The sequence below is a fragment of the Streptomyces sp. NPDC048479 genome, assembly GCF_040651435.1.
Lineage (GTDB): Bacteria > Actinomycetota > Actinomycetes > Streptomycetales > Streptomycetaceae > Streptomyces.
Genome location: NZ_JBEZKA010000007.1, coordinates 289,009 through 313,012, shown reverse-complemented (window position 1 = coordinate 313,012; position 24,004 = coordinate 289,009). Strand labels below are relative to the sequence as shown.

General features: G+C 69.9%; 20 protein-coding genes. 5 read left to right on the top strand and 15 right to left on the bottom strand.

Features of this window, described 5'->3' with window-relative positions; all coding sequences use genetic code 11:
- Window positions 1–72 precede the first annotated feature (72 nt).
- Entirely contained in the window at window positions 73–1,422 is a 1,350-nt protein-coding gene (locus AB0D12_RS14445) for an LAETG motif-containing sortase-dependent surface protein (protein WP_362681245.1), read from the top strand.
- Window positions 1,423–1,632: 210 nt separating this feature from the next.
- Here the strand turns inward: AB0D12_RS14445 and AB0D12_RS14440 are convergent, their stop codons facing one another.
- On the bottom strand, window positions 1,633–2,139 hold the full coding sequence (locus AB0D12_RS14440) for an amino acid permease (RefSeq protein ID WP_362681242.1): 507 nt from the start codon (window positions 2,137–2,139) through the stop codon (window positions 1,633–1,635).
- Between the two features lie 217 nt (window positions 2,140–2,356).
- On the opposite strand from AB0D12_RS14440, the gene ettA reads away from it, so the two are divergent.
- Genes ettA through AB0D12_RS14425 form a run of 3 tightly spaced genes read left to right on the top strand, consistent with a single transcriptional unit; the run spans window position 2,357 to window position 5,143 of the window.
- Window positions 2,357–4,021 (top strand): energy-dependent translational throttle protein EttA, encoded by a 1,665-nt coding sequence (gene ettA / locus AB0D12_RS14435; protein ID WP_362681239.1) that lies wholly within the window; start codon window positions 2,357–2,359, stop codon window positions 4,019–4,021.
- Window positions 4,022–4,028: 7 nt separating this feature from the next.
- On the top strand, window positions 4,029–4,472 hold the full coding sequence (locus tag AB0D12_RS14430; RefSeq protein ID WP_362681236.1) for a thioesterase family protein: 444 nt from the start codon (window positions 4,029–4,031) through the stop codon (window positions 4,470–4,472).
- Complete coding sequence (locus AB0D12_RS14425) at window positions 4,469–5,143, top strand: hypothetical protein (RefSeq protein WP_362681233.1); 675 nt, start codon at window positions 4,469–4,471, stop codon at window positions 5,141–5,143. Before AB0D12_RS14430 ends, AB0D12_RS14425 begins: the two co-directional genes overlap by 4 nt.
- Before the next feature lie 77 nt (window positions 5,144–5,220).
- Here the strand turns inward: AB0D12_RS14425 and AB0D12_RS14420 are convergent, their stop codons facing one another.
- The gene (locus tag AB0D12_RS14420) at window positions 5,221–5,625 is read right to left on the bottom strand and encodes a globin (RefSeq protein ID WP_327323664.1); all 405 of its coding nucleotides are present in this window, start codon (window positions 5,623–5,625) and stop codon (window positions 5,221–5,223) included.
- Between the two features lie 184 nt (window positions 5,626–5,809).
- Between AB0D12_RS14420 and AB0D12_RS14415 the strand changes: the two genes are divergently transcribed.
- A complete protein-coding gene (locus AB0D12_RS14415; protein WP_362681230.1) occupies window positions 5,810–6,829 on the top strand; it encodes a methyltransferase domain-containing protein in 1,020 nt (339 codons plus the stop codon).
- Here AB0D12_RS14415 and AB0D12_RS14410 read toward each other — a convergent pair.
- The 13 genes from AB0D12_RS14410 to AB0D12_RS14350 all read right to left on the bottom strand — a co-directional run bounded on the left by AB0D12_RS14410 (window position 6,826) and on the right by AB0D12_RS14350 (window position 23,972).
- Window positions 6,826–8,103, bottom strand: coding sequence for an FHA domain-containing protein (locus tag AB0D12_RS14410; RefSeq protein WP_362681227.1), 1,278 nt, complete (start codon window positions 8,101–8,103; stop codon window positions 6,826–6,828). The genes AB0D12_RS14415 and AB0D12_RS14410 overlap by 4 nt on opposite strands.
- 60 nt (window positions 8,104–8,163) lie before the next feature.
- Entirely contained in the window at window positions 8,164–9,522 is a 1,359-nt protein-coding gene (locus AB0D12_RS14405) for a VWA domain-containing protein (RefSeq protein ID WP_362681224.1), read from the bottom strand.
- An 86-nt stretch (window positions 9,523–9,608) separates the two neighbouring features.
- Complete coding sequence (locus AB0D12_RS14400) at window positions 9,609–10,991, bottom strand: PP2C family serine/threonine-protein phosphatase (RefSeq protein ID WP_362681221.1); 1,383 nt, start codon at window positions 10,989–10,991, stop codon at window positions 9,609–9,611.
- 3 nt (window positions 10,992–10,994) lie between these two features.
- On the bottom strand, window positions 10,995–13,616 hold the full coding sequence (locus tag AB0D12_RS14395) for a tetratricopeptide repeat protein (RefSeq protein ID WP_362681313.1): 2,622 nt from the start codon (window positions 13,614–13,616) through the stop codon (window positions 10,995–10,997).
- Between the two features lie 50 nt (window positions 13,617–13,666).
- The gene (locus AB0D12_RS14390) at window positions 13,667–14,983 is read right to left on the bottom strand and encodes a hypothetical protein (RefSeq protein ID WP_362681218.1); all 1,317 of its coding nucleotides are present in this window, start codon (window positions 14,981–14,983) and stop codon (window positions 13,667–13,669) included.
- A 44-nt stretch (window positions 14,984–15,027) separates the two neighbouring features.
- Window positions 15,028–16,038, bottom strand: a complete 1,011-nt coding sequence (locus AB0D12_RS14385) for a glutamate ABC transporter substrate-binding protein (RefSeq protein ID WP_362681215.1) — start codon at window positions 16,036–16,038, stop codon at window positions 15,028–15,030.
- 11 nt (window positions 16,039–16,049) lie between these two features.
- A complete protein-coding gene (locus AB0D12_RS14380; protein WP_362681310.1) occupies window positions 16,050–17,324 on the bottom strand; it encodes a hypothetical protein in 1,275 nt (424 codons plus the stop codon).
- 354 nt (window positions 17,325–17,678) lie between these two features.
- Window positions 17,679–18,374 carry a phytanoyl-CoA dioxygenase family protein gene (locus AB0D12_RS14375; RefSeq protein ID WP_362681212.1) on the bottom strand — a complete coding sequence of 232 codons (696 nt, stop codon included), beginning with the start codon at window positions 18,372–18,374 and terminating at the stop codon, window positions 17,679–17,681.
- Between the two features lie 97 nt (window positions 18,375–18,471).
- The gene (locus AB0D12_RS14370) at window positions 18,472–19,455 is read right to left on the bottom strand and encodes a BadF/BadG/BcrA/BcrD ATPase family protein (RefSeq protein WP_362681209.1); all 984 of its coding nucleotides are present in this window, start codon (window positions 19,453–19,455) and stop codon (window positions 18,472–18,474) included.
- On the bottom strand, window positions 19,446–20,711 hold the full coding sequence (locus AB0D12_RS14365; protein ID WP_362681206.1) for a 6-phospho-beta-glucosidase: 1,266 nt from the start codon (window positions 20,709–20,711) through the stop codon (window positions 19,446–19,448). Before AB0D12_RS14365 ends, AB0D12_RS14370 begins: the two co-directional genes overlap by 10 nt.
- A 6-nt stretch (window positions 20,712–20,717) precedes the next feature.
- The gene (locus AB0D12_RS14360) at window positions 20,718–21,614 is read right to left on the bottom strand and encodes a carbohydrate ABC transporter permease (protein ID WP_362681203.1); all 897 of its coding nucleotides are present in this window, start codon (window positions 21,612–21,614) and stop codon (window positions 20,718–20,720) included.
- 5 nt (window positions 21,615–21,619) lie between these two features.
- Window positions 21,620–22,501, bottom strand: coding sequence for a sugar ABC transporter permease (locus tag AB0D12_RS14355; protein ID WP_362681307.1), 882 nt, complete (start codon window positions 22,499–22,501; stop codon window positions 21,620–21,622).
- Between the two features lie 133 nt (window positions 22,502–22,634).
- Window positions 22,635–23,972 (bottom strand): ABC transporter substrate-binding protein, encoded by a 1,338-nt coding sequence (locus AB0D12_RS14350; RefSeq protein ID WP_362681200.1) that lies wholly within the window; start codon window positions 23,970–23,972, stop codon window positions 22,635–22,637.
- Window positions 23,973–24,004 lie beyond the last annotated feature (32 nt).

Below are 24,004 nucleotides of genomic sequence, written 5' to 3'. Positions count from 1 at the left end.
GTGTTTGCTGTGTTCTCTGCGTCATCTGTACGCAGGCGGGGCGCCGCTCGTCGTCTTACTGTCGCGGCATTGATGTCGGGCCTCATCGCGACGGGCTCCATGGCCGGCGCGGGTGCGGCCGCCGCCGACGACGACGGCGTTCAGCACCAGGGGGGCGCGGTCGCCACTCTTGACGGGCTGAAGACTTACGACCGGGCCGTGCTCCACACGAACGGCAAGAATCACGAGATCCCCGCCGGGGTGTTCGAGATGACCGTCGACGGCGGCGGGCGGCTGAAGACGTACTGCATCGACATCCGCAACCCGACCCAGGACCAGGCCAAGTACCTGGAGACCCCCTGGAACCAGACGTCGCTCGGCGGCAACAAGAACGCGGGCAGGATCCGCTGGATCCTGCAGCACTCCTACCCGCAGATCGACGACCTGGCGGCGCTGGCCAAGGACGCGGGCACCGGGCCGCTCTCCGAGAGGACTGCGGCGGCCGGCACCCAGGTCGCCATCTGGCGCTACTCGGACGACGCGGACGTCGAGGCGCTGGACCCGGCGGCGGAGAAGCTCGCGGACTGGCTCGAGAAGGCGGCCACGGACGTCGCGGAGCCCAAGGCCTCGTTCAGCCTGGAGCCGAATGCGGTTTCCGGCCTGGCGGGCGGCCGGCTCGGCCCCGTCACGGTCCGCACCGACGCCGACCGGGTCACCGTGAACCCGCCGGCCGACGCAGCCGCCAGCGGCATCAAGATCACCGACGCGGCCGGCAAGCCCGTCACCGCCGCCGTCAACGGCGCCCAGCTGTACTTCGACGTCCCGGCCGGCGCCGCCGACGCATCGGCGACGCTGACCGCCCAGACCACCACCTCCGTGCCGGTGGGCCGGGCGTTCGCCGGAGCGACCAAGAGCCAGACCCAGATCCTGGCCGGCTCAAGCGAGACCACGGTCTCCGCGGACGCCACCGCCACCTGGGCGAAGGCGGGCGCGATACCGGCGCTCTCCGCGAAGAAGAACTGCGCCAAGGGTGGCGTCGACATCACCGCCACCAACAAGGGTGACGCTCCGTTCACCTTCGAGCTGATGGGCTTCAAGCACTCCATCCCGGCCGGCGCATCCAGGACCGTCACCCTGCCGGTCGCCGAGGACCAGGCGTACGACTTCACCATCACCGGGCCCGACGGCTTCAAGAAGAACTTCAAGGGCGTACTGGACTGCAAGACCACCGGCACCGGGGCCCCGGAGACGGACACCGCCTCGTCCCAGCTCAGCCCGGCCTCGGCCGGCGGCGCTTCCGCGGGCCTCGAGGGTGACCTCGCCGAGACCGGAAGCTCGAGCGCCACCCCGATGATCGCGGGCATCGCGATCGCGCTGGTCGTCATCGGCGGTGGCTCGGTCTTCTTCCTCCGCAAGAAGAAGGCGGCGGGCACCGAGGAGTGAGCACGTATACGCGCAACGTGACGCTGCGCTGATGACGGCCCCGGTATGCCCGCGCTTACCGGGGCCGTTTCCGTCGGCGCTTCTGATCCGCCGCTTCGACGCGCCGCCTCGCAGCCGGAATCGCCCGCACGCGCCACCACACCCTTCGGCTCGGTTGCTTGAAGGCGCTCACGTCTCCGGGCTCAGCCTCCAGCGCCTCGCGGTCGAATTTCAGCATGAAGAGAAAAACAGCCCGCCCGCGAGGAGCAAGCCGACCACGATCACGACGGAGACGAGCGCCTCCCGGGGTGCCACCAGCACAAAAAGCGCGACGAGCGTCCACACCAGCGCGCAGATCGCGACCGGCAGCTCGAAGCGCCCGAGGTCGAACGCGCCCTTCTTCCGATCCAACCCGCTGCGCACCGCCAAGTAGAGGACGATCGTCGAGCCGTAGACGATCGCCGGGATGATCGTCGATGCCGTGATCAGCTCCAGAAGCGCGGCGCCCGGCAGCGCGACCATCAGGATGACTCCCAGGACGAAGATCAGGATCGTCGCCGGGATTGGCGTATGTGTGCGCGGGTTGACCCGCCGCATCAGCCGGTGGGCAGGGAAGCGTGAGTCGCGCGACATCGCGAAAATGAGCCGCGAGCACGCGACCATCACCACGATCCCAGCGCCGAAGAACGCGAACGTGATCGCGGCCAGCAGCGTCCTCTCTGTGAGGTGTGCACCCACGAGATGGATCTGCGCGAAGCCCGGGCCGGGCCGCCTGGTGGGCCGTGCGAGGCGGATCGGTGCTGACCACCGGCGCCCGGCAGTGACAGATCAACTGCAGGAATGAAACCGGAAGAGCCAGGTCAGGGACCCCCGGCGTTACTGGTTTCGTTCCCGGGGTGGCGGTCAGGCAAGATGGGGTGTATCTGCCCACCCACTTCTTGCCGGACGGTTTCTCTTGGCTGAGTACATCTACACGATGCGCAAGACGCGCAAGGCGCACGGCGACAAGGTCATCCTCGATGACGTGACGCTGAGCTTCCTGCCCGGTGCGAAGATCGGTGTGGTCGGCCCCAACGGCGCCGGTAAGTCCACCGTGCTGAAGATCATGGCCGGCCTTGAGCAGCCGTCCAACGGTGACGCATTCCTGTCGCCCGGCTACACCGTCGGCATGCTCCTCCAGGAGCCCCCGCTCGACGAGTCCAAGACGGTGCTGGAGAACGTCCAGGACGGCGCCGCCGAGATCATGGGCAAGCTCAAGCGCTTCAACGAGGTCGCCGAGCTGATGGCGACCGACTACTCCGAAGCGCTGATGGAGGAGATGGGCAAGCTTCAGGAGGACCTGGACCACGCCAACGCCTGGGACCTCGACGCCCAGCTCGAGCAGGCCATGGACGCGCTGGGCTGCCCGCCCGGCGACTGGGCGGTCACCAACCTCTCCGGTGGCGAGAAGCGCCGCGTCGCGCTCTGCAAGCTGCTGCTCGAGGCCCCCGACCTGCTCCTCCTCGACGAGCCCACCAACCACCTCGACGCCGAGTCCGTGCAGTGGCTGGAGCAGCACCTCGCCAAGTACGCCGGCACCGTCGTCGCCGTCACCCACGACCGGTACTTCCTCGACAATGTCGCGGGCTGGATCCTGGAGCTCGACCGCGGCCGCGCCATCGGCTACGAGGGCAACTACTCCACCTACCTCGAGAGCAAGCAGTCCCGTCTCAAGGTCGAGGGCCAGAAGGACGCCAAGCGCGCCAAGCGGCTCAAGGAAGAGCTCGAGTGGGTCCGCTCCAACGCGAAGGGGCGGCAGGCCAAGTCCAAGGCCCGCCTCGCCCGTTACGAGGAGATGGCCGCCGAGGCCGACAAGATGCGGAAGCTGGACTTCGAGGAGATCCAGATCCCGCCGGGCCCGCGTCTGGGCTCCGTCGTCGTCGAGGTCGACAAGCTCTCCAAGGCCTTCGGTGACAAGGTCCTCATCGACGACCTCAGCTTCACGCTGCCGCGCAACGGCATCGTCGGTGTCATCGGCCCGAACGGCGCCGGCAAGACCACGCTGTTCAAGATGATCCAGGGCCTCGAGGCCCCCGACTCCGGCGAGATCAAGGTCGGCGACACCGTCAAGATCTCCTACGTCGACCAGAGCCGCGCCAACATCGACCCCAAGAAGACGCTGTGGGCCGTCGTCTCCGACGAGCTCGACTACATCAACGTCGGCCAGGTCGAGATGCCGTCGCGCGCCTATGTGTCGGCGTTCGGCTTCAAGGGACCGGACCAGCAGAAGCCGGCCGGCGTCCTCTCCGGCGGTGAGCGCAACCGCCTCAACCTGGCGCTGACCCTGAAGCAGGGCGGCAACCTGCTGCTCCTCGACGAGCCGACCAACGACCTCGACGTCGAGACGCTCTCCTCGCTGGAGAACGCTCTGCTCGAGTTCCCCGGTGCGGCTGTGGTCGTCTCCCACGACCGCTGGTTCCTCGACCGTGTCGCCACGCACATCCTGGCGTACGAGGGCGAGTCCAAGTGGTTCTGGTTCGAGGGCAACTTCGAGTCGTACGAGAAGAACAAGGTCGAGCGCCTCGGTGCGGACGCGGCCCGTCCGCACCGTGCCACCTACAAGAAGCTGACCCGGGGCTGAGTCGCACATGGCCCGGTACATCTACCGCTGTCCCCTTCGCTGGTCGGACATGGATGCCTTCGGGCATGTCAACAACGCTGTCTTCCTGCGGTATCTGGAAGAGGCGCGGATCGACTTCATGTTCCGGCTGGCGCCGGGGGACGGTTCCCCGTCGTTCTCCGGTGGGTCCGTCGTGGCCCGGCACGAGATCGACTACAAGCGGCCGCTGGTCCACCGGCACGAGCCGGTGGTCATCGAGCTGTGGGTGACGAAGATCAGCGCGGCGTCGCTGACCATCGCGTACGAGGTCAAGGACGCCGAGGGCCCCTCGGCGCAGGTCTATGTGCGGGCCTCCACCGTCGTCGTGCCCTACGACCTCGGCGCCGAGCGCCCGCGCCGGATCAGCGCGGAGGAGAAGTCCTTCCTCCAGAAGTACCTGGACGGCGCCGGCGAGGGTGCTCTCGCAGCATGACCGTGCCCGTGCGGAGTCTGCACTTCGCCGATGCGAGGGAGGCGGAGGATCTCGCCGCCTTCCTCGCCCGGCTGATCCACTACGACCGCGCCGCCGCGGTCAGGCTCCAGGCCTGGGCCGGCGCGCTTGCCGTTTTCGGGCGTCCGCCCTCCTTCGAGGTGCTCGCGATCCGTACGGCACGGCTCGGCGACCCCGTCGAGCTGGATGTCACCGTCTCCGCTGGCGAACTGCTGGAGTGCATCGGCGCTGAGGACGGCGCGGAGTTCACCGTGCCCGCCGCCGTCACCGGTCCGCCATGGGCCGGTGTGCTGCCGCCGCGTGGCGGCTGGCGAGAGATCTCCGGACTCCCCGAAGTGAATACGATGCGCGGCGCGGTCGCCGCCGCCGTCGCCGAATTCCGCACCCGTGACGAGCAGTTGCCCGCCGAGCGCCGCACCCGCGCCGAGCGCGACCGGATCGGGCACGAGATCTGGGCGCGCACCGTCGCCGGCACCGGACTGCCGCTGCGTGCCCTGCACGCCGCCCAGTCGCTCGGCTTTCTGCGACCCGGGGTCCCGGTCGCGCTGCTGTCCGCGGGCGGCTGGCTCAGACTGCGTACGCCCTTCGGGTCGATCGCCGTACGCACGTCCGGTCTAGGCGGACTGAGCGTGACCCCCACCAGGCTCGGTTGACCCACGCCCGGAAGCGGTGAGCGGACATCTTCCGCTCCCCGCTTGGCGGGCCGGAGCGCGGTGTTCGGTCAGAGGTGTCAGTCTGCGGCGTTCACCATCGTTGCCGCGGCATAGGTGAGGTAATGCCACAGCTGCTGCTCGTGCTCCTCCGAGAGTCCGAGCTCGTCGAGAGCCGTGCGCATGTGCTTCAGCCAGGCGTCGTGCGCGGCCCGGTCGACGGTGAACGGCGCGTGCCGCATCCGCAGCCGGGGATGGCCGCGGTGCTCGCTGTAGGTGCGCGGACCGCCCCAGTACTGCATCAGGAAGAGAACAAGCCGTTCCTCGGCCGGTCCCAGATCCTGCTCCGGGTACATCGGCCGCAGCACCGGGTCCTCGGCAACGCCCTGGTAGAAGCGGTGGACGAGCCGCCGGAAAGTCTCCTCGCCGCCGACCTGCTCGTAGAAGGTCTGCTCCTGAACGGTGCCGCGCGGAATCTCGTTCACGTGAATAAGCCTCGCAATGTGTCTCTGGTCAGCCCCGAGGGGTGTCGGCCGGGGGTCCGGGGGTAGCCCCCGGGAAGTGCAGCACCCGTCCATCGTCTCAGACGCACCGGCCGAGGACTCCAGCCCTAGGACCACCCCCGATCGGGTGCTCGCCCAGGGGGCGGTGGCGCAGGAGAGTGGAGGCATGGCTGTGCACCTGGACCGGTTCGCCGAGCCCGCCGCCGAGGCGCGGCGGTTGTTGGTGCGGGAGATCGTGGCGGGCGGCGGGCTGACCGACCCGGCCTGGCGGGCGGCGTTCGAAGAGGTGCCGCGGCATCTGTTCGTGCCGTACTACTACGGGAGCCGGGCGGGCGCGTACGAACGCCTGTGGTGCGAGGACCCGGATCCCGCGCGGCGGGAGCGCTGGCTGCGGGGTGCGTACGCGGACGGGCCGCTCGCCACCCGGGTGCGCGACGGTGAGCTGCTCTCCTCCAGCAGCCAGCCCTCGCTGATGGCCCGGATGCTCGAGGAGCTCGATGTCGAGGACGGGAACGCCGTACTCGAGATCGGCGCGGGCACCGGCTACAACGCCGCGCTGCTGTCGCACCGGCTCGGCGACGACCTGGTGACCACCGTCGATCTGGACCCGGAGATCACCGAATCGGCGCGGTCGCATCTGGCAGCCGCCGGCCACCACCCCACTGTCGCCACCGGCGACGGTGCGCGCGGCTGCCCGGCGCGCGCTCCCTTCGACCGCATCATCGCGACCTGCACGCTGCCGTCGGTGCCGTTCGACTGGCTGCCGCAGTGCAGCCCTGGGGCGCGGATCCTGGCTCCGCTCTCCACCGGGCTGATCGCGCTGCGGATGCGTGACGGCAGCGGCGGCAGAAGTGCGGAGGGCCACTTTCTGCGCACGTCGGCGTACTTCGTGCCGCTGCGCGGTCGCGAGCTGCCGCGGGAGGGACATATCGGCGGGCTGCCGAGGCGCGCGATCGAGAACGACCTCTTCCGTTTCCTGCTGACCCTGACCGCGGGCAGCCTCGATCCGCACGAGGCCCTCTCGCTGTGGGAGCGCGAGCGGCGCCCACAGCGAGACCGGTTCGGGGTCACGGTCAGCGGGGACCACCAGTGGGCCTGGCTGGACGACCCCGAAGGGCCGTACGCCTGGCCGCTCGGACGCCCGACCGGCTGGGCCGCCGCGGCGGGCCGCCAGGGAGCGCCCTAGCCGCGCCGGATGGTGATGGTCGTCCAGGCGCCGACATGGACCTGGTCGCCGTCGTTCAACGGGATGGGCACATAGGGCTGGATCGGGTCCTCGGCGCCGTTGAGCGTGGTGCCGTTGGTGGAGTTCTGGTCGACAACGGCCCAGGAACCGTCGGGCTGCTGGACCAGCACCGCGTGCTGGTGCGAGACGCCCGGGTCCTCCGGCGGTACGGACAGATCGATGTCGGGGGATTCGCCCGTGGAGTGCCGGCGGCGGCCGATGGCGATCTGGTTCCCGGTGAGCGGCAGGTGCTGCTCGGGCGAGTACGCGGGCAGATTGAGGCCGGTGGCCTCGGGGCCGCTGCGCTGCATCATCGCCAGGAAGTACTCACGGTCGGGCGCGATGACGGCGGTCCAGCCCGCGGGGGTCTGGTACTGGGGCGGCTGCTGCTGGCCGGGCTGCTGGCCCTGCTGCTGGCCTTGAGGTCGGCCCTGCTCCTGGGCGTACTGCTGCGGCATCGGCTGCTGCTGGAAGGGATCCCCCGGCTGCCGGAACGAATCCGGCTGCTGCGGCGCATGCGGACTCTGTAGTGCCTGGGGCTGCGAGGGCGGGGACAGCATCCAGTCGTCGCCACCGCCCGTCTGCTGGGGCTGCGGCGGGGCGGGCGGAGCAGGCTGCTGGTACGCGGGCGGAGCAGGCTGCTGGTACGCGGGCGGCGCCGGCGGGCCGGGCTGCGCCTGCGGGTTGGGGAACGGATTCTGCGGGAAGGACGGCGGGGCCGGGGGACCCGGCTGTTGCTGGTACGGCTGCTGCTGGGCCGGCGGTTCGTTCGTCAGCGGCTCGGCCGGCCGGTTCATCTGCGAGGGCCGCGAGCTCTGGTAGTCGTACGGATCATGCTGCTGATGCGGCTGCTGAAGGTGCGGGGGCGGGGGCGGGGGCGGCAGCGGTGCCGACGCCTGCGCCGGCTGGGACTGGAAGCCCGGCGGAAGGTTCAGCCCGGGGGGCTGCTGGGACGGAGCGACCGGGGTGTACGACGTCGCCGTGTGCGTGAGGAAGTTGTACCGGCACTCCTCGCAGAACGGGGCCATGGCCTCGCGCGGGGTGCGGCACTGCGGGCAGAGCTCGGCCTGGGCGGTGGCGTTCGGATCGCCGGGGCCCGGGTAGCCGTAGGCCGGCGGCGGGGGAGGCGGCGGCGGAACGGCACCCGCGGGAGCGCCAGGACCGGCCATGCGGTGGCCACAGACCTCGCACCAGTCGTCGGAACCCGACTGGTGTCCGTTCGGGCATGTCGGCATGTCGGCGCTTCCCCCTCTCCTCGTTCGGCCCCAGGGCCGTTCACATCAGTGTTTCTGCTGCTACTTCTTCACACGAACCGTCTTGGTGGAGCGCGTTTCGAGGGTCATCTCGTCGGCTTCCGCGACCTTCGCCTTCAGTCGCACAGTACCTGTCGCCGCATCGACGACGTCCACCACCTTCGAAAGGAGTTTCGCAGTGTCCTCGTTCCCCGAGTCGGCCGCGAGCTGTACCGCACGGCCCAGTTTGGCGGTCGCGCCGTCGAAGTCGCCCGACTTACGGGCATCCAGCCCCTGTTGGATGACTTGTGCCAGTTCGGCCTGCCCCGTGTAGTGCGCGACCTGGGGATTGATCGAGGTGGACGCCACCATGTCGTCCGTCCACACCGCCTTGACGAGCCCTTGCGAAAGCACCTCGGGAGCGCCGCCGTCCGCCGCCGGAATGATCAGCGAGACCCGGGCCGCCAGCATCTCCTGACCGATGCCCGCCTCCGGCACCTGGACGCACACGTGGTAGTCACGGGACTCGTCGCCCCAGGAACCGGTCGGATAGTCCCCGGCCCGCGGCCCCGCCTCCGTACGCCGCCCGGTCAGCTCCTCGACCGTCGGCGCCACCTGCTTGACGAACTTGATCTCCACGCCGACGGGCGTCCACAGCCGCAGCGCCACATCCGCGACCTCCTTACCCATCGCGTTCGCCATCATGCTGGTGAAGTCCGCGGCCAGCCCGGCCGGGTCGGCGACGATATCGGCCGTGCCGAGCAGCGCCGATGCGATGCCGGTGACCTCCTTGACCTCCCAGTCCGTGCCGACTCCGCGGGCGTCGCAGGTGAAGCGGCCCGCGTTGGAGTCCAGGGCGGACCGCAGGTCCTCCGGGGACTCGTGCTCATTGCGCCCGTCGGTGAGCAGGATGCCGTGCCGGATCGGGACGTCGGAGGAGGCCAGCAGCCGGTCGGTCAGCCGCAGCCAGGTGCCGATCGCGGTGCCGCCGCCCGCGCTGAGCCGGCGCAGGGCCTCCTTGGCCTGGCCGCGGGTCTGCGCATCGGCGACCGCGAGCCGGCCGCCTCCGGGATAGACCTCGCTCGCCACATGCGTACCGGCGACCACCGCGAAGGCGACACCGTCGCGCAGCGTGTCGATGGCGGCGGCCGTGGCATCACGCGCATTGCGCATCTTGGTCGGCGGATAGTCCATGGAGCCGGAACAGTCGACCATGATCACCACAGCGGCGCTCGGTGCCTGCCCCGGTATGTACGAGGGGGAGGACGACGCTCCCGCCAGCGGCGCCCCGCCGCTGGTGCCGCCTCCGGTGGCGGCGGCCGTGACGATCGCGTTGACCTCGCGGCCGCCCTCCGGCAGAAATTCGTTCTGGTACACCTCGACGGAGAACTGCGGCACCTGGGACTTGGAGAAATTGGCCATCTGATCGGCTCCTTGAGGCTCCACTGAGGCGGCGAGAAGAGGACACGGGTGTCCCGCGGGCGACGGCTCGCCGGACATATCGGGGCTCAAGCCTTGTTGTAGGCCGATCCTGCCCCTTGGTGCGGCACGGCGAACGGCAGGACGGCCACTGTTACGTTGTCGTGGCCGCCGCCGTCGAGCGCATGACCGACCAGTACCTGCGCGCTGTGCAGCGGCCGGTCCGCGGCATCCACCGGGATGGCCCGGGCCATCTCCTCGGCGCCTTCCGCGTAGTTCCACAGGCCGTCCGTACAGACCACGACCACACCGGGCCTGTCGGGCTTGAAGGAGGCGGTGTGCGGCTCGAGTTCGTACGCATCGGCTCCCAGCCAGCCCGTGATGGCGTGGGCGCGCTCGTCGGCGTACGCCTCCGCCTCGCTCATCAGGCCGGCCGACACCATCTGGGCGGCCCAGGAGTCGTCCTCGGTGAGCCGGGCGGGCGGGCCGCTGCGGTCGTCGGGCACCCAGTAGGCGCGGCTGTCGCCGACCCAGCCGATGACCAGCAGACCGGCGGCGGCCACCGCGCCGACGATCGTGCACGCGGGTGCGTTCTGATGGCGGTGCGGATCGTGCTCCATGGCCTCGGCCTGACCGGGGTCCACGGCAAGGGAGTTGACCGCCTCGGAGGCGGCGATGATCGCCTCGTGCATTGCCTGCTGGGGGTGCGTGCCGCGCGGCAGTGACTCCAGCAGCAGTTCGTTGGCGACGCTCGCGGCGGCCTCCGAGGCTTCGTCGGGGCGGGTCGCCGAGGAGACCCCGTCGCAGACGATCGCGACGACGGCGGGTGAGCCGTCCGGCAGAGCCGTGCAGGAGACCGCGAACGAGTCCTCGTTGCGGTGGTGGCGCAGCCCGCGGTCGCTGACGGCGGCGACCGAGCCCAGCTCCTGCTCCATGTGATCGCGCTCGCGGGGCTGCGCGTGGCCGCAGTTCTCGCAGTAGCCGTCGGTGTCGACATGGCCGGCGCGGCAGGCCACACAGAGCTTGGTGCCGGGCGCGGAAGGAGTGCCGGGCGCGGAAGGAGTGGCGGGGTCGACGGCGCGCGGGTCGGCGGCCACGGCGGTGCCCGCATCGGGCGCGGCCAGCTCGAAGTCGCCGCTCGATGAGGCACTGGCGTCGGCGGACGCCTCATGGCCGGGCGGATCGTCGTACCGCACGGCCGATGCGGACAGCTGACCGCCGCCCGAGTCCGTACCCGCCAGATCGTCCGGCAGATGTACCGGCGCGGGCGTACCCGAGGTGTCCGTCCCGGTGGCCGCCGGCCACTCGACGGGAGTGCCGATGGCGACGGTGGGATGGTCGTCCCGGGGTGCGGGCGCGGCCGACAGGTCGTACCCGCACGCACCGCAGAACAGGTCACCCGTCTCCAGCGGTTCCTCGCAGCTGGGGCATGTCGCCCCGGTGGCCAGCTGATGCTGCTTCTGCGACGACATCAATCACACCCACGTCCGGGGGCGGAAGCGGTTCGCCCGCTCCACCAGGTCTATCCGCTCCTCGCCGCGCTGGGCGAGCCGGGCGAGCACCCGGTAGGAGCGTTCCAGCCCGAAGCGCAGGCCGCGCTCGTCCAGTTCGCTGCCGAGCAGCACGGTCGCTGCGCTCTGTATGTTCGGTGCGGTCGGTACGGACGGCTGGGCTCCGGGACTTCCGGAGAGTACCCAGTCGAGAGCCGTCCCGAGTACTTCTGTGGACAACTGCTCACGGCGCACTGCGTCCAGACCGAAGTCCTTCAGGGCGTCCACCTGCGCCGCGGCCGCCGTCAGGTCGTCGATCAGGGGGTCGTGCGCGGCGCGTCGCCGCAGCCTCGCCCGCACGGCCGCGACCCGCGCCGCTGTGTAGTGGATCGACGCCTCGGGTACCGACTCCAGCGTCCGTACGGCTCCGGCCCGGTCGCCCGCCGCGATCTGCACCCGGGCCAGGCCGAACGCGGCGCTGACATAGCTCGGGTCGGTCGTCCACACGAGACGGTAGTACTCCGCGGCGTTGTCCAGCTGGCCGAGTACCTCGGCGCAGACGCCCAGCGCCAGCTTGGGCGCGGGCTCGCCGGGGAACGCGTCGTAGATCGCGTCGAAGGAGAGCGCCGCGATTTCGTTCTCACCGGTCACCAGCGAGGTGAGACCGCGGGACCAGACGACGCGCCAGTCGTCGGGATGCCGGCTCTCCAGTGTCGCCAGCGCCCTGGTGGCGGAGTCCAGTTCGCGCATCTCAAGACGGGCGCGCAGCTCGCGCAGCCGGGTCTCGGGGGAACTGGCGGCCGCGGAGTGCAGCGCGGCGATCAGCTCGGCGGGCGCGGAGGCCATGAGGCCGGCGAGGAAGCCGGCGTTGGGGTCGTTCGGGTCGACGCGCGGCACGGGCAGCGCGAGCGAGGTCGCCCGGGTGTCGAGCACCGCGAGATGCGGTGCGAGGGACAGGCCGGCAGGCGGGGCGCCGAGGGCCTCCGCACGTGGCGCGGGGATCGCGGCGGCCGGTGACGCGTAGGGGTTGGCGACTCCGGCGCCCGGGATTCCGGCGCTTCCGGCGCCCCAGGGGTGGGCCGCCGGACCGGCGCCCATCGCTGCCGAGCCGGCCACCGCGGCCGAACCGTTCCTGGCCGCCGTCCGCTTGGCGCGCCCGCGGCCCGAAGGCTGCACCACCCGCGCGCCCAGCTGCGACACGTCCCCCGTCAGCTCCGCGAACAACTGCGTGTCCGTGACCCGCAGTTCCGGGCCGAACAGCGTGGACAGCGAAGGCCGCGGGCGACCCGTCTGAATCGCCACGACCTCCCGGAGCACGCCCGTCAGCTGCTCCGCCATCTCCTGCGCCGAGGCGAACCGCCGCGCCGGATCCGGGTCCGTCGCGCGCACCAGCAGCCGGTAGAAGGACTCGTACGTCCGGAAGACCTGGATGTTCTCCGGGTCGGGCAGGGAGTCCACGAACACATTGGTGTAGCCCTGGAAGTCGAAGGTCAGCACGGCCAGCGTCCGCGCGACCGTGTACACGTCCGAAGCCACCGACGGGCCGACCTCGGCGACTTCCGGCGCCTGGTAGCCGACCGTGCCGTAGATCGCGGACTCGTCGTCGTCCATCCTGCGGACCGCGCCCATGTCGATGAGCTTGAGCTGATCCTGCTGCTGGATGGCGTTGTCGACCTTGAAGTCGCAGTACAGCAGGTTTCTGCTGTGCAGATGCCCGAGCGCTTCCAGCGCCTCGATGCCGTACGCGCACGCCTGCTCGACCGGCAGCGGGTCGCGTTTGCCGTCCGCGCCGCGCCGGTCGTTGGCGATCTCCTTCAGCGACTTTCCGCCGACGTACTCCATGACGATGTACCCGTCGAGAGAGCCGGTCCGCTGATCGAGGTGCTCGACGAAGTTGTAGATCCGGACGATGTTGGAGTGCTCGATCTCCGCGAGGAAGCGGCGCTCCGAGATGGCCGCCGCCATCGCGTCCTGGTCGCCCGTGTCCAGCAGACCCTTCAGCACCACCCAGCGGTCGGACACCGCGCGGTCCACCGCCAGATAGACCCAGCCCAGGCCGCCGTGGGCGAGACAGCCCATGACTTCGTACTGCCCGTGCACGATGTCGCCCTCGCTCAGCTTCGGCACGAAGGAGTACGGGTGCCCGCACTTGGTGCAGAAACCTTCCGTACGGCCGGCCCGTTCACCGCGCGAACGTCCCACCGCGGCCCCGCAGTCGGAGCGCGAGCAGAACCGCTTCCGCTCCGGGACCTCCGGGTTCTCCATCACCGCCGAGCGCGGATCGGGGCGCGGCACCTCCGGCACGGAGACCAGGCCGGCTCCCAGGCGGTTGCGGCCGGACGCGCCGGAGTTGGTGCCGGAGCTGCGCACCGAGACCGAACGGGACGATGTGCTGCTGCCGGAGAGCGAACGCGACAGCCGGCCGGAGACGGAACGGCGCGAGGTCGACGAGCGCGACGAGGCCCGCGAGGAGCGCGAACTGCTCCGTGCGGAACTGCTGCCCCGGCCGCCGCCTGTGATGCCGGTGGGCTGCGAGGCGACCATGCCGGTGGGCGAGACGACGGGCGCAAGACCGCAGGTGTCGCAGTACAGCTCACCGCTGCCCATGTCCTCGTAGGAGCCCTCACAACCGGGGCGCTGACACTGCTTGTCCTCGCTCACGAATCCCCCCTGCGGTCATTGGGCCCGGACGGTCCGGACTGTTTCGGGACCAGTACTTCCGCGGCGGCCTGCTGATAGCGCAGCACTGCCTGCTCTGCGACCCGCAGATCGCACGGCGCGCTCCACAGCATCCGGCGGGCCGCGTCGTACCGCTCGATCAGCAGCGGATCCTCCGCCATCCCGTGCCTGGCCACCTTCGCCTTGTACGCGTCCAGCCGGCCGCGCAGTTCGGCGCGGACCGCGAGCGGCGCCGTGACCGCGGTCAACGACTCGCGGGCGCGCAGCAGTTCGTCCTCGGCCTCGCGCTCCAGGGACTCCAGCAGCGGCGAGAGCCGGTGCCACTGGGAGTACCTGCGGTACTCGGCGGCGGTGGCGAGCCGCTCCTGCAGTACGGTCGGCGGCCCGCTGACCGCGGGCACCTCGGATGCCGCGATCTTCGCCAGCACCTCGCCGCGCGCCGAACGCGCTTCGGTCAGCGTCCGGTCGGCGCGCGAGAGCACATCGCGCAGCCGGAGCAGCCGCGCCTCCGAGTCCTGCCGGACCTGGAGCACCGCCTCGATCTCCCGGCGGATGTCCTCCAGGGCCCGTGCCGCCCGGTCGTAGCGGTCGGTGTCGGGCCGGCCGCCGCCCGGGGCCGAACTGCCGGGCGCGGACCGCCAGAAGGCCAGCGGGTCGGAGATGACCTGGGCGCGCATCGTGGACAGTTCGTGGGTGATCGACTCCAGCTCGTCGCCGGCCGGGTGCTCCCCGGGCCGTACGCCGACGGAGTGCGCGAGCGAGCGGGTGCGCTGCAGCTCGGCGGAGAGCAGGTCTATCCGGGCGGGCAGCGCGGACCACACCGAGTCGGCCGTCACCACCATGTCCAGCGAACTCGCGTACAGCTCGTTCATCCGGGCCACCAGCTCCTCGAGCGTGAACTGCTCGGAGAGCTTGGCGGGTCCGGTGATCGAGGGAGCCGGGTGAGCGGCGGAGCTGGCGATCGTGACGCTGCGGCCGCGCAGCCGGTCGGTCAGCTCCACCAGGTCCTCGCGACTGGGCCAGCGCCGCCTGGCGCGCAGCTCACGCGTGTCGTTCAGGGCGGCGGTGTACGCGTCGAAGTACCCCCACAGCAGCGTTATCGCCTGCTCGGTGGAGGCCCAGCGGTCCTTGGTGACGCCCGTCAGCCCGGCACCTTCGAGGAGCCTGCGGCCCGCGTGGTCCTGCAGGGCGAGGAGCGACGTCTCGATCGCCTCGTGCTCCGCGCCGAGCCGCGTCAGCGCACGGTCCACCTCGTCCCGGTCCATCACCGGCCCGGTGGATCCCGCGACGCCCATCGATCACCTCTCCGCTCTTCCTGCCAGGACTAGTCGTTCGTAGGTCAGCCGGTGCGGTACTTGGGCGCCGGCGGCCCGGTTATCCCGGGCAGATCGGCCACCAGCCACTTGTTGTACGCCTCCGTCCAGGGGCCCTTGCGGTAGTCGTCGAGCACCTTGTTGACCCGGCGCACCAGGTCGTCGTTGCCGAGCTTGGTGGCGACGCCGTAGAACTCGGTGGTGAAGGGCTTGCCGCCCTTGAGCTCGACCGCGGGGTCCTGCGCCGCCTGGCCGGCCGCGAGGGCGGCGTCCGTCACGACCGCGTCGACGAGGCCCATCTGGAGCCGGACCAGGCAGTCCAGCTGGTTGGGCACAGTGAACTGCTCCTCGTCCTGCGGCTGCCCGTCGTGCTCGTCCTTGAACGTCGCTCCGAAGGAGTTCTTCACCAGCGCGTCGTACGCCGTCGAGCCCTCCGCCGAGCAGATCTTCTTCCCGGCGAGCGACTTGTTGTACCCGGTGATGGTCGAACCCTTGGGCGCGAGCACCTGCTGGCCGGTCTGGAAGTACGCGGTGGAGAACGCGACCTGCTTGATCCTGGCGCAGTTGATCGTCATCGTACGGACGACGATGTCCACCGTGCCGTTGTTCAGCGCGGGTATGCGCTGGTTGGTCGGTATGGCGCGGAAGATGATGGCGTCCGGCCTGCCGAGGATGTCCTGGGCGATCGCCCGCGCGAGATCGATGTCGAAGCCCTCGAGACCGCCGGAGGCGGGGTTGCGATAGCCCCAGCGGTAGCTGTTCTGGTCGACGCCGACGATCAGCTTGCCCCGCTGCACGATCGTGTCGATGTTCGGTCCGCCGGCGGCCGACGACGGCAGCGAGGCCTCGGGCGTCTCGCAGTCGTCCGCCTTGGCGGGCCGGGCCGAGGCCACACCCTGGCCGGCCAGCACCGACCCGGCGTTGTCCGCAGCACCGTGGGACAGCGGCAGCAGCGTGGCGGCGGCGGTCAGGGCACAGGCTGCGGCCATCCCCGCGACGCCGCCCCAGCCACGGAACCTGCTCCTCGCAACCGTCATCGAGCCCCCTCTCACCGGTACTCCGAAAGCCTGCGGTTGATGCCGAGAACGGCTCCCGCCGCGCCCAGCACAGCCAGCGCGGCGGCGCCGATCGGCAGCCCGGCCAGTGCCCCGCGCCCGGACTCCGCGGACGCCGTGAACTCGTGCTGCTCATGGTCGATCGCCTGGCGCAGCGCCGCGTCCACCGTGTCGAAGGACTGGCCCGTGGAGCCCTTCGCCCCAATGGTCTGCTGCAGGGCTCCTTCGTAGTCGCCGTCGTTGTCGGTGTTGCGCGCCTTCTGATGGCGGGTGCGCCACTCGGCCACGGCCGTGGTGGCGTCCGCGACAGGGCCGCGACCCTCGGGGTCGTCGGCGAGGTCCTTCGCTCCCTTGAGCGTGAGAACGACGGCGTCCATGCGGTTCTTGTAGTTGAACTCGTACTGGTCGTTCTTGCCGTCCGGGGTGAGGACTGCGCCTCGTGCCACCAGTGTCAGGTTCTCGTTGGCACGGGCCTGCAGCGCGTGCACCCGGGAGGTGTTGAGAGTCTTCAGGGAATCCTGTCCGCGCTCCATGGCGGCCTGCAGCTCGGTGCGGGCCACTGTGTGCCCCACGATCAGCCAGAGGATGACGATCGTCGAGGCCGCTGTGGCGGCCAGCAGCCCGTGGTTGAACATGCGGTTCGTACGCCGGTAGTTGCGCCGCTGGGCCCAGGCGAGCGCGGCCAGCGCCAGTACGCCGAGACCGAGCGAGGCGAACGGCCAGTCGCGCGCGTCGCCGGTGTCCTGGCCGAGTCGCGCCGTCTCCGCCTTGTAGAGCTTGTCGGCGGCGGGCAGCAGCTCGGTCGACATCTTCAGGTTCGCGTACCGCAGATAGGCGCCGCCGAGCGGCAGGCCCTGCCGGTTGTTGGCGCGGGCACGCTCGATCAGGCCTGTGTAGCGGGGCAGCTGCTCATTGAGTGTCGCTATCTCGCGGCCCGATTCGGTCGAACTGTCGGTATTCGCCGCGGCGTTGATGAGCAGGCGGGACGCGGCCGTGATGTCCTTTTCGTACCGCTCGTGGATGGCGCGGGGCTCTTCGGCGCCCGCGAGGAAGCCATTGGCCGCCGCGGCGTCCGCGTCGGCCAGTGAGCGGTGGATGGAGGCGGCGTCCGCGCTCAGCGGCTGGCTGCGGCTCACCACATCGTCGGCCGCGGCCGCCCGGTCGGAGATCTCGAACGCGGTCACCGCGCCGAACGCCACCACCAGCGCGGCCAGCACGGCCCCGATGATCTGCAGCCGGCCGGGCTCGGTCGTCGCGGCAGTACGCAGCCGCTCCTTGCCCTCGGCCCATGCGCCGCGGTGGGCGGGTGGCTGGGCCGGCGGCTGTGCCGGCGCATACGCCGCAGCCGCCTGGGGCGCGGTGCGCGCAGTCGGCGGGTATGTCACGTGACCTCCCCCTCGGTCGCTGACGTCGGCCCGCCCCCCGGCGGGTGGGGGACGACTCCCGGTCAGCAGTATGGCCGCAGTGACTGACATTCACAGCACGATTGACTGGATCTTGTTGCTGTCGCAGCAATTCAGGATCCTGCCAGGCCGTTCTCCCCACCGTTCTCCCCACCATGAATACGCTTCAGCGCCTTGATCGGTTCCCGTTGCACGGATGCCGGAACCCGCGCCCGGGGTCTAGGCGGAGGCCGGATACAGCGGAGGCTGGGCCATGAAACGGGGCCGCGTGCCGTGGTGCGGCTGCGCGGCGTGCACCAGGAAGGGATGGCAGAGAAAGACGTCGCCGGGCCGGCCCGTCGCGTACGCCGTCTCGCGGTGCGCGGACGCCGCGTCGATCGCCGGGCCGATCTCCATGATCGAGACGCCTTCCTCACCGTACGGAGCGAGCAGCGCCGGGATGTCGTGGTGCGAACCGATCCGGATCCGGGTCGGCGCGTCCCTCTCGCCGACCTCGCTGAACAGGAACAGCATCAGCAACGCCCGCCCCTTGGAACGGTGGTTGGCGTAGTACGTGCTCGCTCCCTCCGGCTGGTAGCTGCCCTCGATGTGCCAGCCGGCGTCGTCGGGCTCCTCCTCGTGCGGGAAGCGCAGTGGGAACGACCCCAGTGAGTACCGCGGCTCCCACCGCCCGGGACCGACCAGCCGGTCGAACGCGTCAAGCAGCACAGGGGTGTTCACGGCCGGTATGAACGGCTCCTGCGCCATGCCCCACACCCAGTGCACCGGCCGGGTCCAGGTCGCCGGATCGTCCGGATCGCACCCCGTCTCGGCCCACAGCAGGTCGGTGCACTCCCGCGCCACGGACGCCGGGAAGGCCCCTTCGAGCTTCACGAATCCGTCGGCCTCGAACCGTTCACGCAATGCGTCGCCCATGCCCCCGATCCTCATACCGGGCACATGGGCGACGCATCCCGTTTTTCCCGCCGTCCCGCCGTCCCGTTTTCCCGCCGTCCTGCCGTCCCGCTATGCGCTATGCGTAGTGCGCGCGCAGCCGGGCGCGGGTCTCCGGCGACGCCCCGATGTGGTCGAGCCCCAGCAGCGCGGCGCCCAGCACCGGCGGGGCCGTCACCACCTCGATGACCGCCTTCGGCGCCTTGGCCGCGAGCAGCTTGCCGATGTGCTCGTCCAGCTCCGGGTGCTGTGCCGCGAGGACGCTGCCGCCCAGCAGCACCGGCGCCTCCTCGTCGAGCAGATCGAGACGGGCGAGCGCCACCGTGGACATGGCGACGACCTCCTCCGCGAGCCGGTGCACCAGCGAGCGGGCGACCGGATCGCCCTCGGCGCTGGTGGCGAAGAGGACCGGGGTCAGCTCATGCTTGCGCGCCGAGGGGATGTGCTCCAGATGCAGCGCCTCGATCAGCGCGTACATGGAGGCCAGGCCGAAGTGCGCGGGCAGCGTACGGGCCAGGGCCGTCGGCTCGCCGCGGCCGTCCTCCGCCCGCGCCGCGAACCACAGCGCTTCCTCCGCGAGCCCCGAGCCCCCGCCCCAGTCCCCGGAGATCTTGCCGATCGCGGGGAAGCGGGCGGTACGGCCGTCCGGCAGCATGCCGACGCAGTTGATCCCCGCGCCGCACACCACCGCGACACCCCGCGGCTCGTCGACGCCCGCGCGCAGTATGGCGAAGGTGTCGTTGCGCACCTCGGTCGTACGGCCCCACTCGCGGGCGTGCAGAGCGGCCGTCAGCTCCCGTTCCTCCACCGGCAGATCGGCATTGGCGAGACAGGCCGACACATGCTCGACGCCGTCGATGGCAGCGCCGTGGGCGCGTGCCTTCGCCAGCGCCTCCCCGACGGTCGTGCCGAGCACATCGAGCGCCGCCCCGACGCCGACCTTCGGCGGCTGGAAGCCGGGCCCGCGGGACGACACAAGGACCGAGCCGTCGTCGCCGACGAAGGCGATGTCGGTCTTGCTGTTGCCCGCGTCGATGGCGAGGACTGCGGCGTTCACGCCCACGCGAGGTGCTCCTGGTTGTGCGCGATCAGCTTGTCGGTGAGCGCTTCGGCGTACTCGTACTGGCCGATCAGCGGATGCGACAGCATGGCCTTGAAGACGCGGCCGCGGCCGCCGCGGAGGGCGGCCTCCAGCGCCAGGTCCTCGTACGCCGTCACCTGGGCGATCAACCCCGCGTACAACGGGTCGACTTCGGGCACGGGCAGCGGTGTCACGCCCTGCGGGCCGACGGCGGCCTGTACTTCGATAACGGCGTCGTCCGGCAGGAAGGACAGCGTGCCCTTGTTGACGGTGTTCACCACCTGGTACGGGCTGCCGCCCGCGCCCAGCAGCGAGGCCGCCAGGTCCACGGCCGCCTCCGAATAGAAGGCGCCGCCGCGGCTGGCGAGCAGCTCCGGCTTCTCGTCGAGCGCCGGGTCGCCGTACATCTCGAGCAGCTGCTTCTCCATCTCCGCGACCTCGGCGGCCCGCGAAGGCTTCGTCTTCAGCTCCCGTACGACCTCGTCGTGCGCGTAGAAGTAGCGCAGGTAGTACGAGGGGACGACACCGAGCCGGTCGAGCACCGCACGCGGCAGATGCAGATCGTCGGCGATCGCGTCACCGTGTCCGGCCAGCAGCTTCGGCAGTACGTCCTCGCCCTCGGGACCGCCGAGCCGCACACCCGTCTCCCACGTCAGGTGGTTGAGGCCCACATGGTTCAAGTGGATGTCGGCCGGGGTGACTTCGAGGAGCCCCGCGAACTTGCGCTGGAAGCCGATGGCGACATTGCACAGACCGACGGCCTTGTGACCGGCCTGCAGCAGCGCCCTGGTCACGATGCCCACCGGGTTGGTGAAGTCGATGATCCAGGCGTTCGGATTGGTACGGCGCACCCGCTCGGCGATGTCGAGGACGACCGGGACGGTACGCAGCGCCTTGGCGAGGCCGCCCGCCCCCGTCGTCTCCTGTCCGACGCAGCCGCACTCCAGCGGCCAGGTCTCGTCCTGGTTCCGCGCCGCCTGCCCGCCGACGCGCAGTTGCAGCAGCACCGCGTCGGCGTCGGCGACGCCCGCGTCCAGGTCCGAGGTGGTGACGATCTTCCCGTCGTGTCCCTGCCTGGCAAAGATCCGCCGCGCCAGACCGCCGACCAGCTCGAGCCGGTCGGCCGCCGGGTCGATGAGGACCAGTTCACTGATCGGGAGGGTGTCCCTCAGCCGGGCGAAGCCGTCGATCAACTCAGGGGTATAGGTGGATCCGCCACCCACGACTGCGAGCTTCATCAGTTCTTAGCCCTTCACTCCGGTCAGTGTGACGCCCTCGACGAACGCCTTCTGGGCGAAGAAGAAGACGAGGATCACGGGGGCCATGACCAGTACGGTCGCGGCCATGGTCAGATTCCAGTCGGTGTGGTGCGCGCCCTTGAAGGACTCCAGGCCGTACGACAGGGTCCACGCGGCCGGGTTCTCCGAGGCGTAGATCTGCGGGCCGAAGTAGTCGTTCCAGGCGTAGAAGAACTGGAAGAGCGCGACGGCGGCGATGCCCGGTTTGGCCATCGGCAGCACCACCTTGATCAGCGTGCGGAACTCACCGCAGCCGTCGACCTTCGCCGAGTCGAGATACTCGTTCGGGATGGTCAGCAGGAACTGGCGCAGCAGGAAGATCGAGAACGCGTCGCCGAACGCCATGGGGATGATCAGCGGCCAGAGCGTTCCGGAGAAGTCGAACTGCTTCGCCCAGAACAGATACATCGGGATGATGGTCACCTGCTGCGGCAGCATCATCATCGAGATGACCAGCATCAGCGACAGCTGGCGGCCGCGGAAGCGGAACTTGGCCAGGGCGTACGCCACGGGGACCGAGGAGGCGACCGTGAGGACGGTGCCAAGGCCCGCGTACAGCAGCGTGTTCTTCCACCAGGTCAGAAACCCCGGGGTGTTCCAGACGTCCGCGTAGTTGCTCCACTCCCAGTTCTGCGGCCACAGATCGCGGGTGAGCGCCTGCTGGTCGCTCATCACCGACGTCAGGAAGAGGAAGGCGAACGGCAGCACGAAGAAGAGCGCGGCCGCGATCCCCAGCGAGTGCACCGCGACCCACTGGAGCAGGGCCTTGCGGCGCGCGGAGCGGGCGGCGGGGGACCGGGAGATCGTCTCGGATGCCGTGGGGGCGGTCAGGACTTGAGTCATGACGGTCAGTCACCTGCCTGGATGAGGCCGCCACGGCGGCGCATCAGCAGCGCGGTGAAGGCCATGGCGAGGGCGAAGAGCACAAGCGCGATCACGCACGCGGAGCCGTAGTCGAAGCGCTGGAAGCCGAGGTCGTAGACGAGCTGGGGGAGGGTCAGTGTGGACTTGTCGGGGTAGCCGGGTTCGAACTGCTGGCCCGAGCCGCCGATGATGCCGGAGGCTACCTTTCCCGCGACGAGGGGCTGTGTGTAGTACTGCATGGTCTGGATCACGCCGGTGACCACGGCGAACATCACGATGGGCATGATGTTCGGCAGGGTCACGAAGCGGAACCGCTGCCGGGCCGAGGCCCCGTCCAGCTCCGCCGCCTCGTACTGCTCCTTCGGTACGTCGAGCAGCGCGGCCATGAAGATCACCATCAGGTCGCCGATGCCCCACAGGGCGAGCGAGGTGAGGGCGGGCTTCGACCAGGTGGGGTCGGTGAACCAGCCGGGGGTCGGCAGCCCGATCGAGTCGAGGACCGAATTGACCGGCCCCGTACCCGGGTTGAGGAGGAAGACGAAGGCGAGCGTCGCGGCGACCGGTGGGGCCAGGTAGGGCAGATAGAACAGCGTACGGAAGAGCCCGGCCCCGGTCTTGATCCTGGTGATCAGCAGTCCGATGCCGAGACCGAACACGACCCGGCAGGTGACCATGACCACGACGAGCCAGAGGGTGTTCTGCATGGCAGGCCAGAACAGCCGGTAGTCGCTGAAGACGTACGACCAGTTGTCCAGGCCGTTGAAGGAGGGCGGGCGGATGCCGTCGTACTTCGTGAAGGAGAAGTAGACGGTGGAGATCAGGGGATAGGCGAAGAAGACGCTGAAGCCGATCAGCCAGGGCGACATGAAGGCCGCTGTCCGAAGCGCCGACCGGCGGCGCTTCGAACGCAGGGTGTGCCTGCTGGTGCTCCTGCCCGTGCCCCTGTCCCTGTCCGTGCCCGTCCCCGTGCGCACGCTTGTGCTGGTGCTCATGGGAGGACTACTTCGCCTTCGCGATGTCTGTGTCGATCTGCTGGGCGGTCTTCTCCAGACCGGCCTTGAGATCCTTCACGGAGCCCTTCTCGTACTGGTAGCCGAAGTCCTGGAACGTCACCTGGTACGCACCGCCGTCGGCCTGTGCCGGGGTGGTGTTCGACTTCGGGTGCTCCGCGATCTCGATGAAGGTCCTGAACCCGGGCTCGATCTTCAGCTTCGGCGACTTGAGCGCCTCCAGCGTGGACGGCACGTTGTGGATCGCGTTGGAGAAGGCCACGACCGCGTCGGTGTCCGTGGTCATGTACTTCAGCAGCTCCCACGCCGCGTTCTGCTTCTGGCTGGTGGCCGCGATGCCCATGACGGTGCCGGAGAGGTAGCCCTTGCCGTAGTCGGCGACCTGGTCGTCGGCGACGGGCAGCGGCGCCGTGCCGATCTCGAACTTGGCGCCCGCCTCCTTGGCCATACCGAGCCGCCACTCGCCGTCGAGCTGCATGGCGACCTGGCCGGTGTGGAAGGGGTGCTTGGCGCCCCACTCGTCACCGAAGGTGTTGCGGTACTTCTCCAGCTTCTGGAAGCCGCCGAGCTTGTCGATCAGACCCTTCTGGAAGGTGAGCATCTTGGAGAAGGCCGGATCCTTGGCGACGTTGGACTTGCCGTCGGCGTCGAAGTACGTCGGTCCCCACTGGGACACGTAGTGCATCGGGGTGGTCTCGTAGCCGTGGTAGGTCGGCATGACGCCGACCTGCGAGTAGCTGTCGCCCTTGGGCTTGGTCAGCTTCTCGGCGTCCTTCTCGAACTCGCTCCACGTCTTCGGCGGGGCGGTGATCCCGGCGGCCTTGAAGGCGTCCTTGTTGTAGTACAGCCCGTACGCGTCGTTGAGCAGCGGCAGTGTGCACTGGTTGCCGTCGAACCGCGTGTAGTCGAGCAGCGTCTTCGGGAAGACCTTCGCCGGGTCGATCTTCGACTTGTCCAGGAACGGCTTGAGGCCGACGAAGGAGCCGGAGGTGCAGAACTTGCCGACGCTGTCGGTGGTGAACGAGGACACCACGTCGGGTGCCTTGGAGCCGCCGGCCCGCAGCGCCTGCTGGATCTTGGCGTCGGTGATGTTGGCGGTGACCTTCACCTTGATGTTCGGGTGCGCCTTCTCGAACCGGGCGACGTTGTCCTGGATCGCCTTCACCTCGCCGGGCGCGCTCCAGCCGTGCCAGAAGTTGATCGTGACGTCCTTGTTGGGGTCGTCGGTCGCCGCGTTCTCGTTCGACCCCGTACAGGCCGAGGCCAACAGGGATATCGCGGCGGTCGCGGCGAGCGCGGCGGCCGTCTTCCGGGTGCGTGTGGGCATGGCGGTGTCTCCCTGTGGCGGGTGGAGGGGCC

Bases quoted from the DNA above. Each gene is read 5' to 3' on its own strand.
- AB0D12_RS14445 (WP_362681245.1), top strand. From the start codon at position 73: ATGTCGGGCCTCATCGCGACGGGCTCCATGGCCGGCGCGGGTGCGGCC.
- AB0D12_RS14430 (WP_362681236.1), top strand. From the start codon at position 4,029: ATGGCCCGGTACATCTACCGCTGTCCCCTTCGCTGGTCGGACATGGAT.
- AB0D12_RS14425 (WP_362681233.1), top strand. From the start codon at position 4,469: ATGACCGTGCCCGTGCGGAGTCTGCACTTCGCCGATGCGAGGGAGGCG.
- AB0D12_RS14415 (WP_362681230.1), top strand. From the start codon at position 5,810: ATGGCTGTGCACCTGGACCGGTTCGCCGAGCCCGCCGCCGAGGCGCGG.
- AB0D12_RS14410 (WP_362681227.1), bottom strand. From the start codon at position 8,103: ATGCCGACATGCCCGAACGGACACCAGTCGGGTTCCGACGACTGGTGC.
- AB0D12_RS14405 (WP_362681224.1), bottom strand. From the start codon at position 9,522: ATGGCCAATTTCTCCAAGTCCCAGGTGCCGCAGTTCTCCGTCGAGGTG.
- AB0D12_RS14400 (WP_362681221.1), bottom strand. From the start codon at position 10,991: ATGTCGTCGCAGAAGCAGCATCAGCTGGCCACCGGGGCGACATGCCCC.
- AB0D12_RS14395 (WP_362681313.1), bottom strand. From the start codon at position 13,616: ATGGGCAGCGGTGAGCTGTACTGCGACACCTGCGGTCTTGCGCCCGTC.
- AB0D12_RS14390 (WP_362681218.1), bottom strand. From the start codon at position 14,983: ATGGGCGTCGCGGGATCCACCGGGCCGGTGATGGACCGGGACGAGGTG.
- AB0D12_RS14385 (WP_362681215.1), bottom strand. From the start codon at position 16,038: ATGACGGTTGCGAGGAGCAGGTTCCGTGGCTGGGGCGGCGTCGCGGGG.
- AB0D12_RS14375 (WP_362681212.1), bottom strand. From the start codon at position 18,374: ATGGGCGACGCATTGCGTGAACGGTTCGAGGCCGACGGATTCGTGAAG.
- AB0D12_RS14365 (WP_362681206.1), bottom strand. From the start codon at position 20,711: ATGAAGCTCGCAGTCGTGGGTGGCGGATCCACCTATACCCCTGAGTTG.
- AB0D12_RS14360 (WP_362681203.1), bottom strand. From the start codon at position 21,614: ATGACTCAAGTCCTGACCGCCCCCACGGCATCCGAGACGATCTCCCGG.
- AB0D12_RS14355 (WP_362681307.1), bottom strand. From the start codon at position 22,501: ATGTCGCCCTGGCTGATCGGCTTCAGCGTCTTCTTCGCCTATCCCCTG.
- AB0D12_RS14350 (WP_362681200.1), bottom strand. From the start codon at position 23,972: ATGCCCACACGCACCCGGAAGACGGCCGCCGCGCTCGCCGCGACCGCC.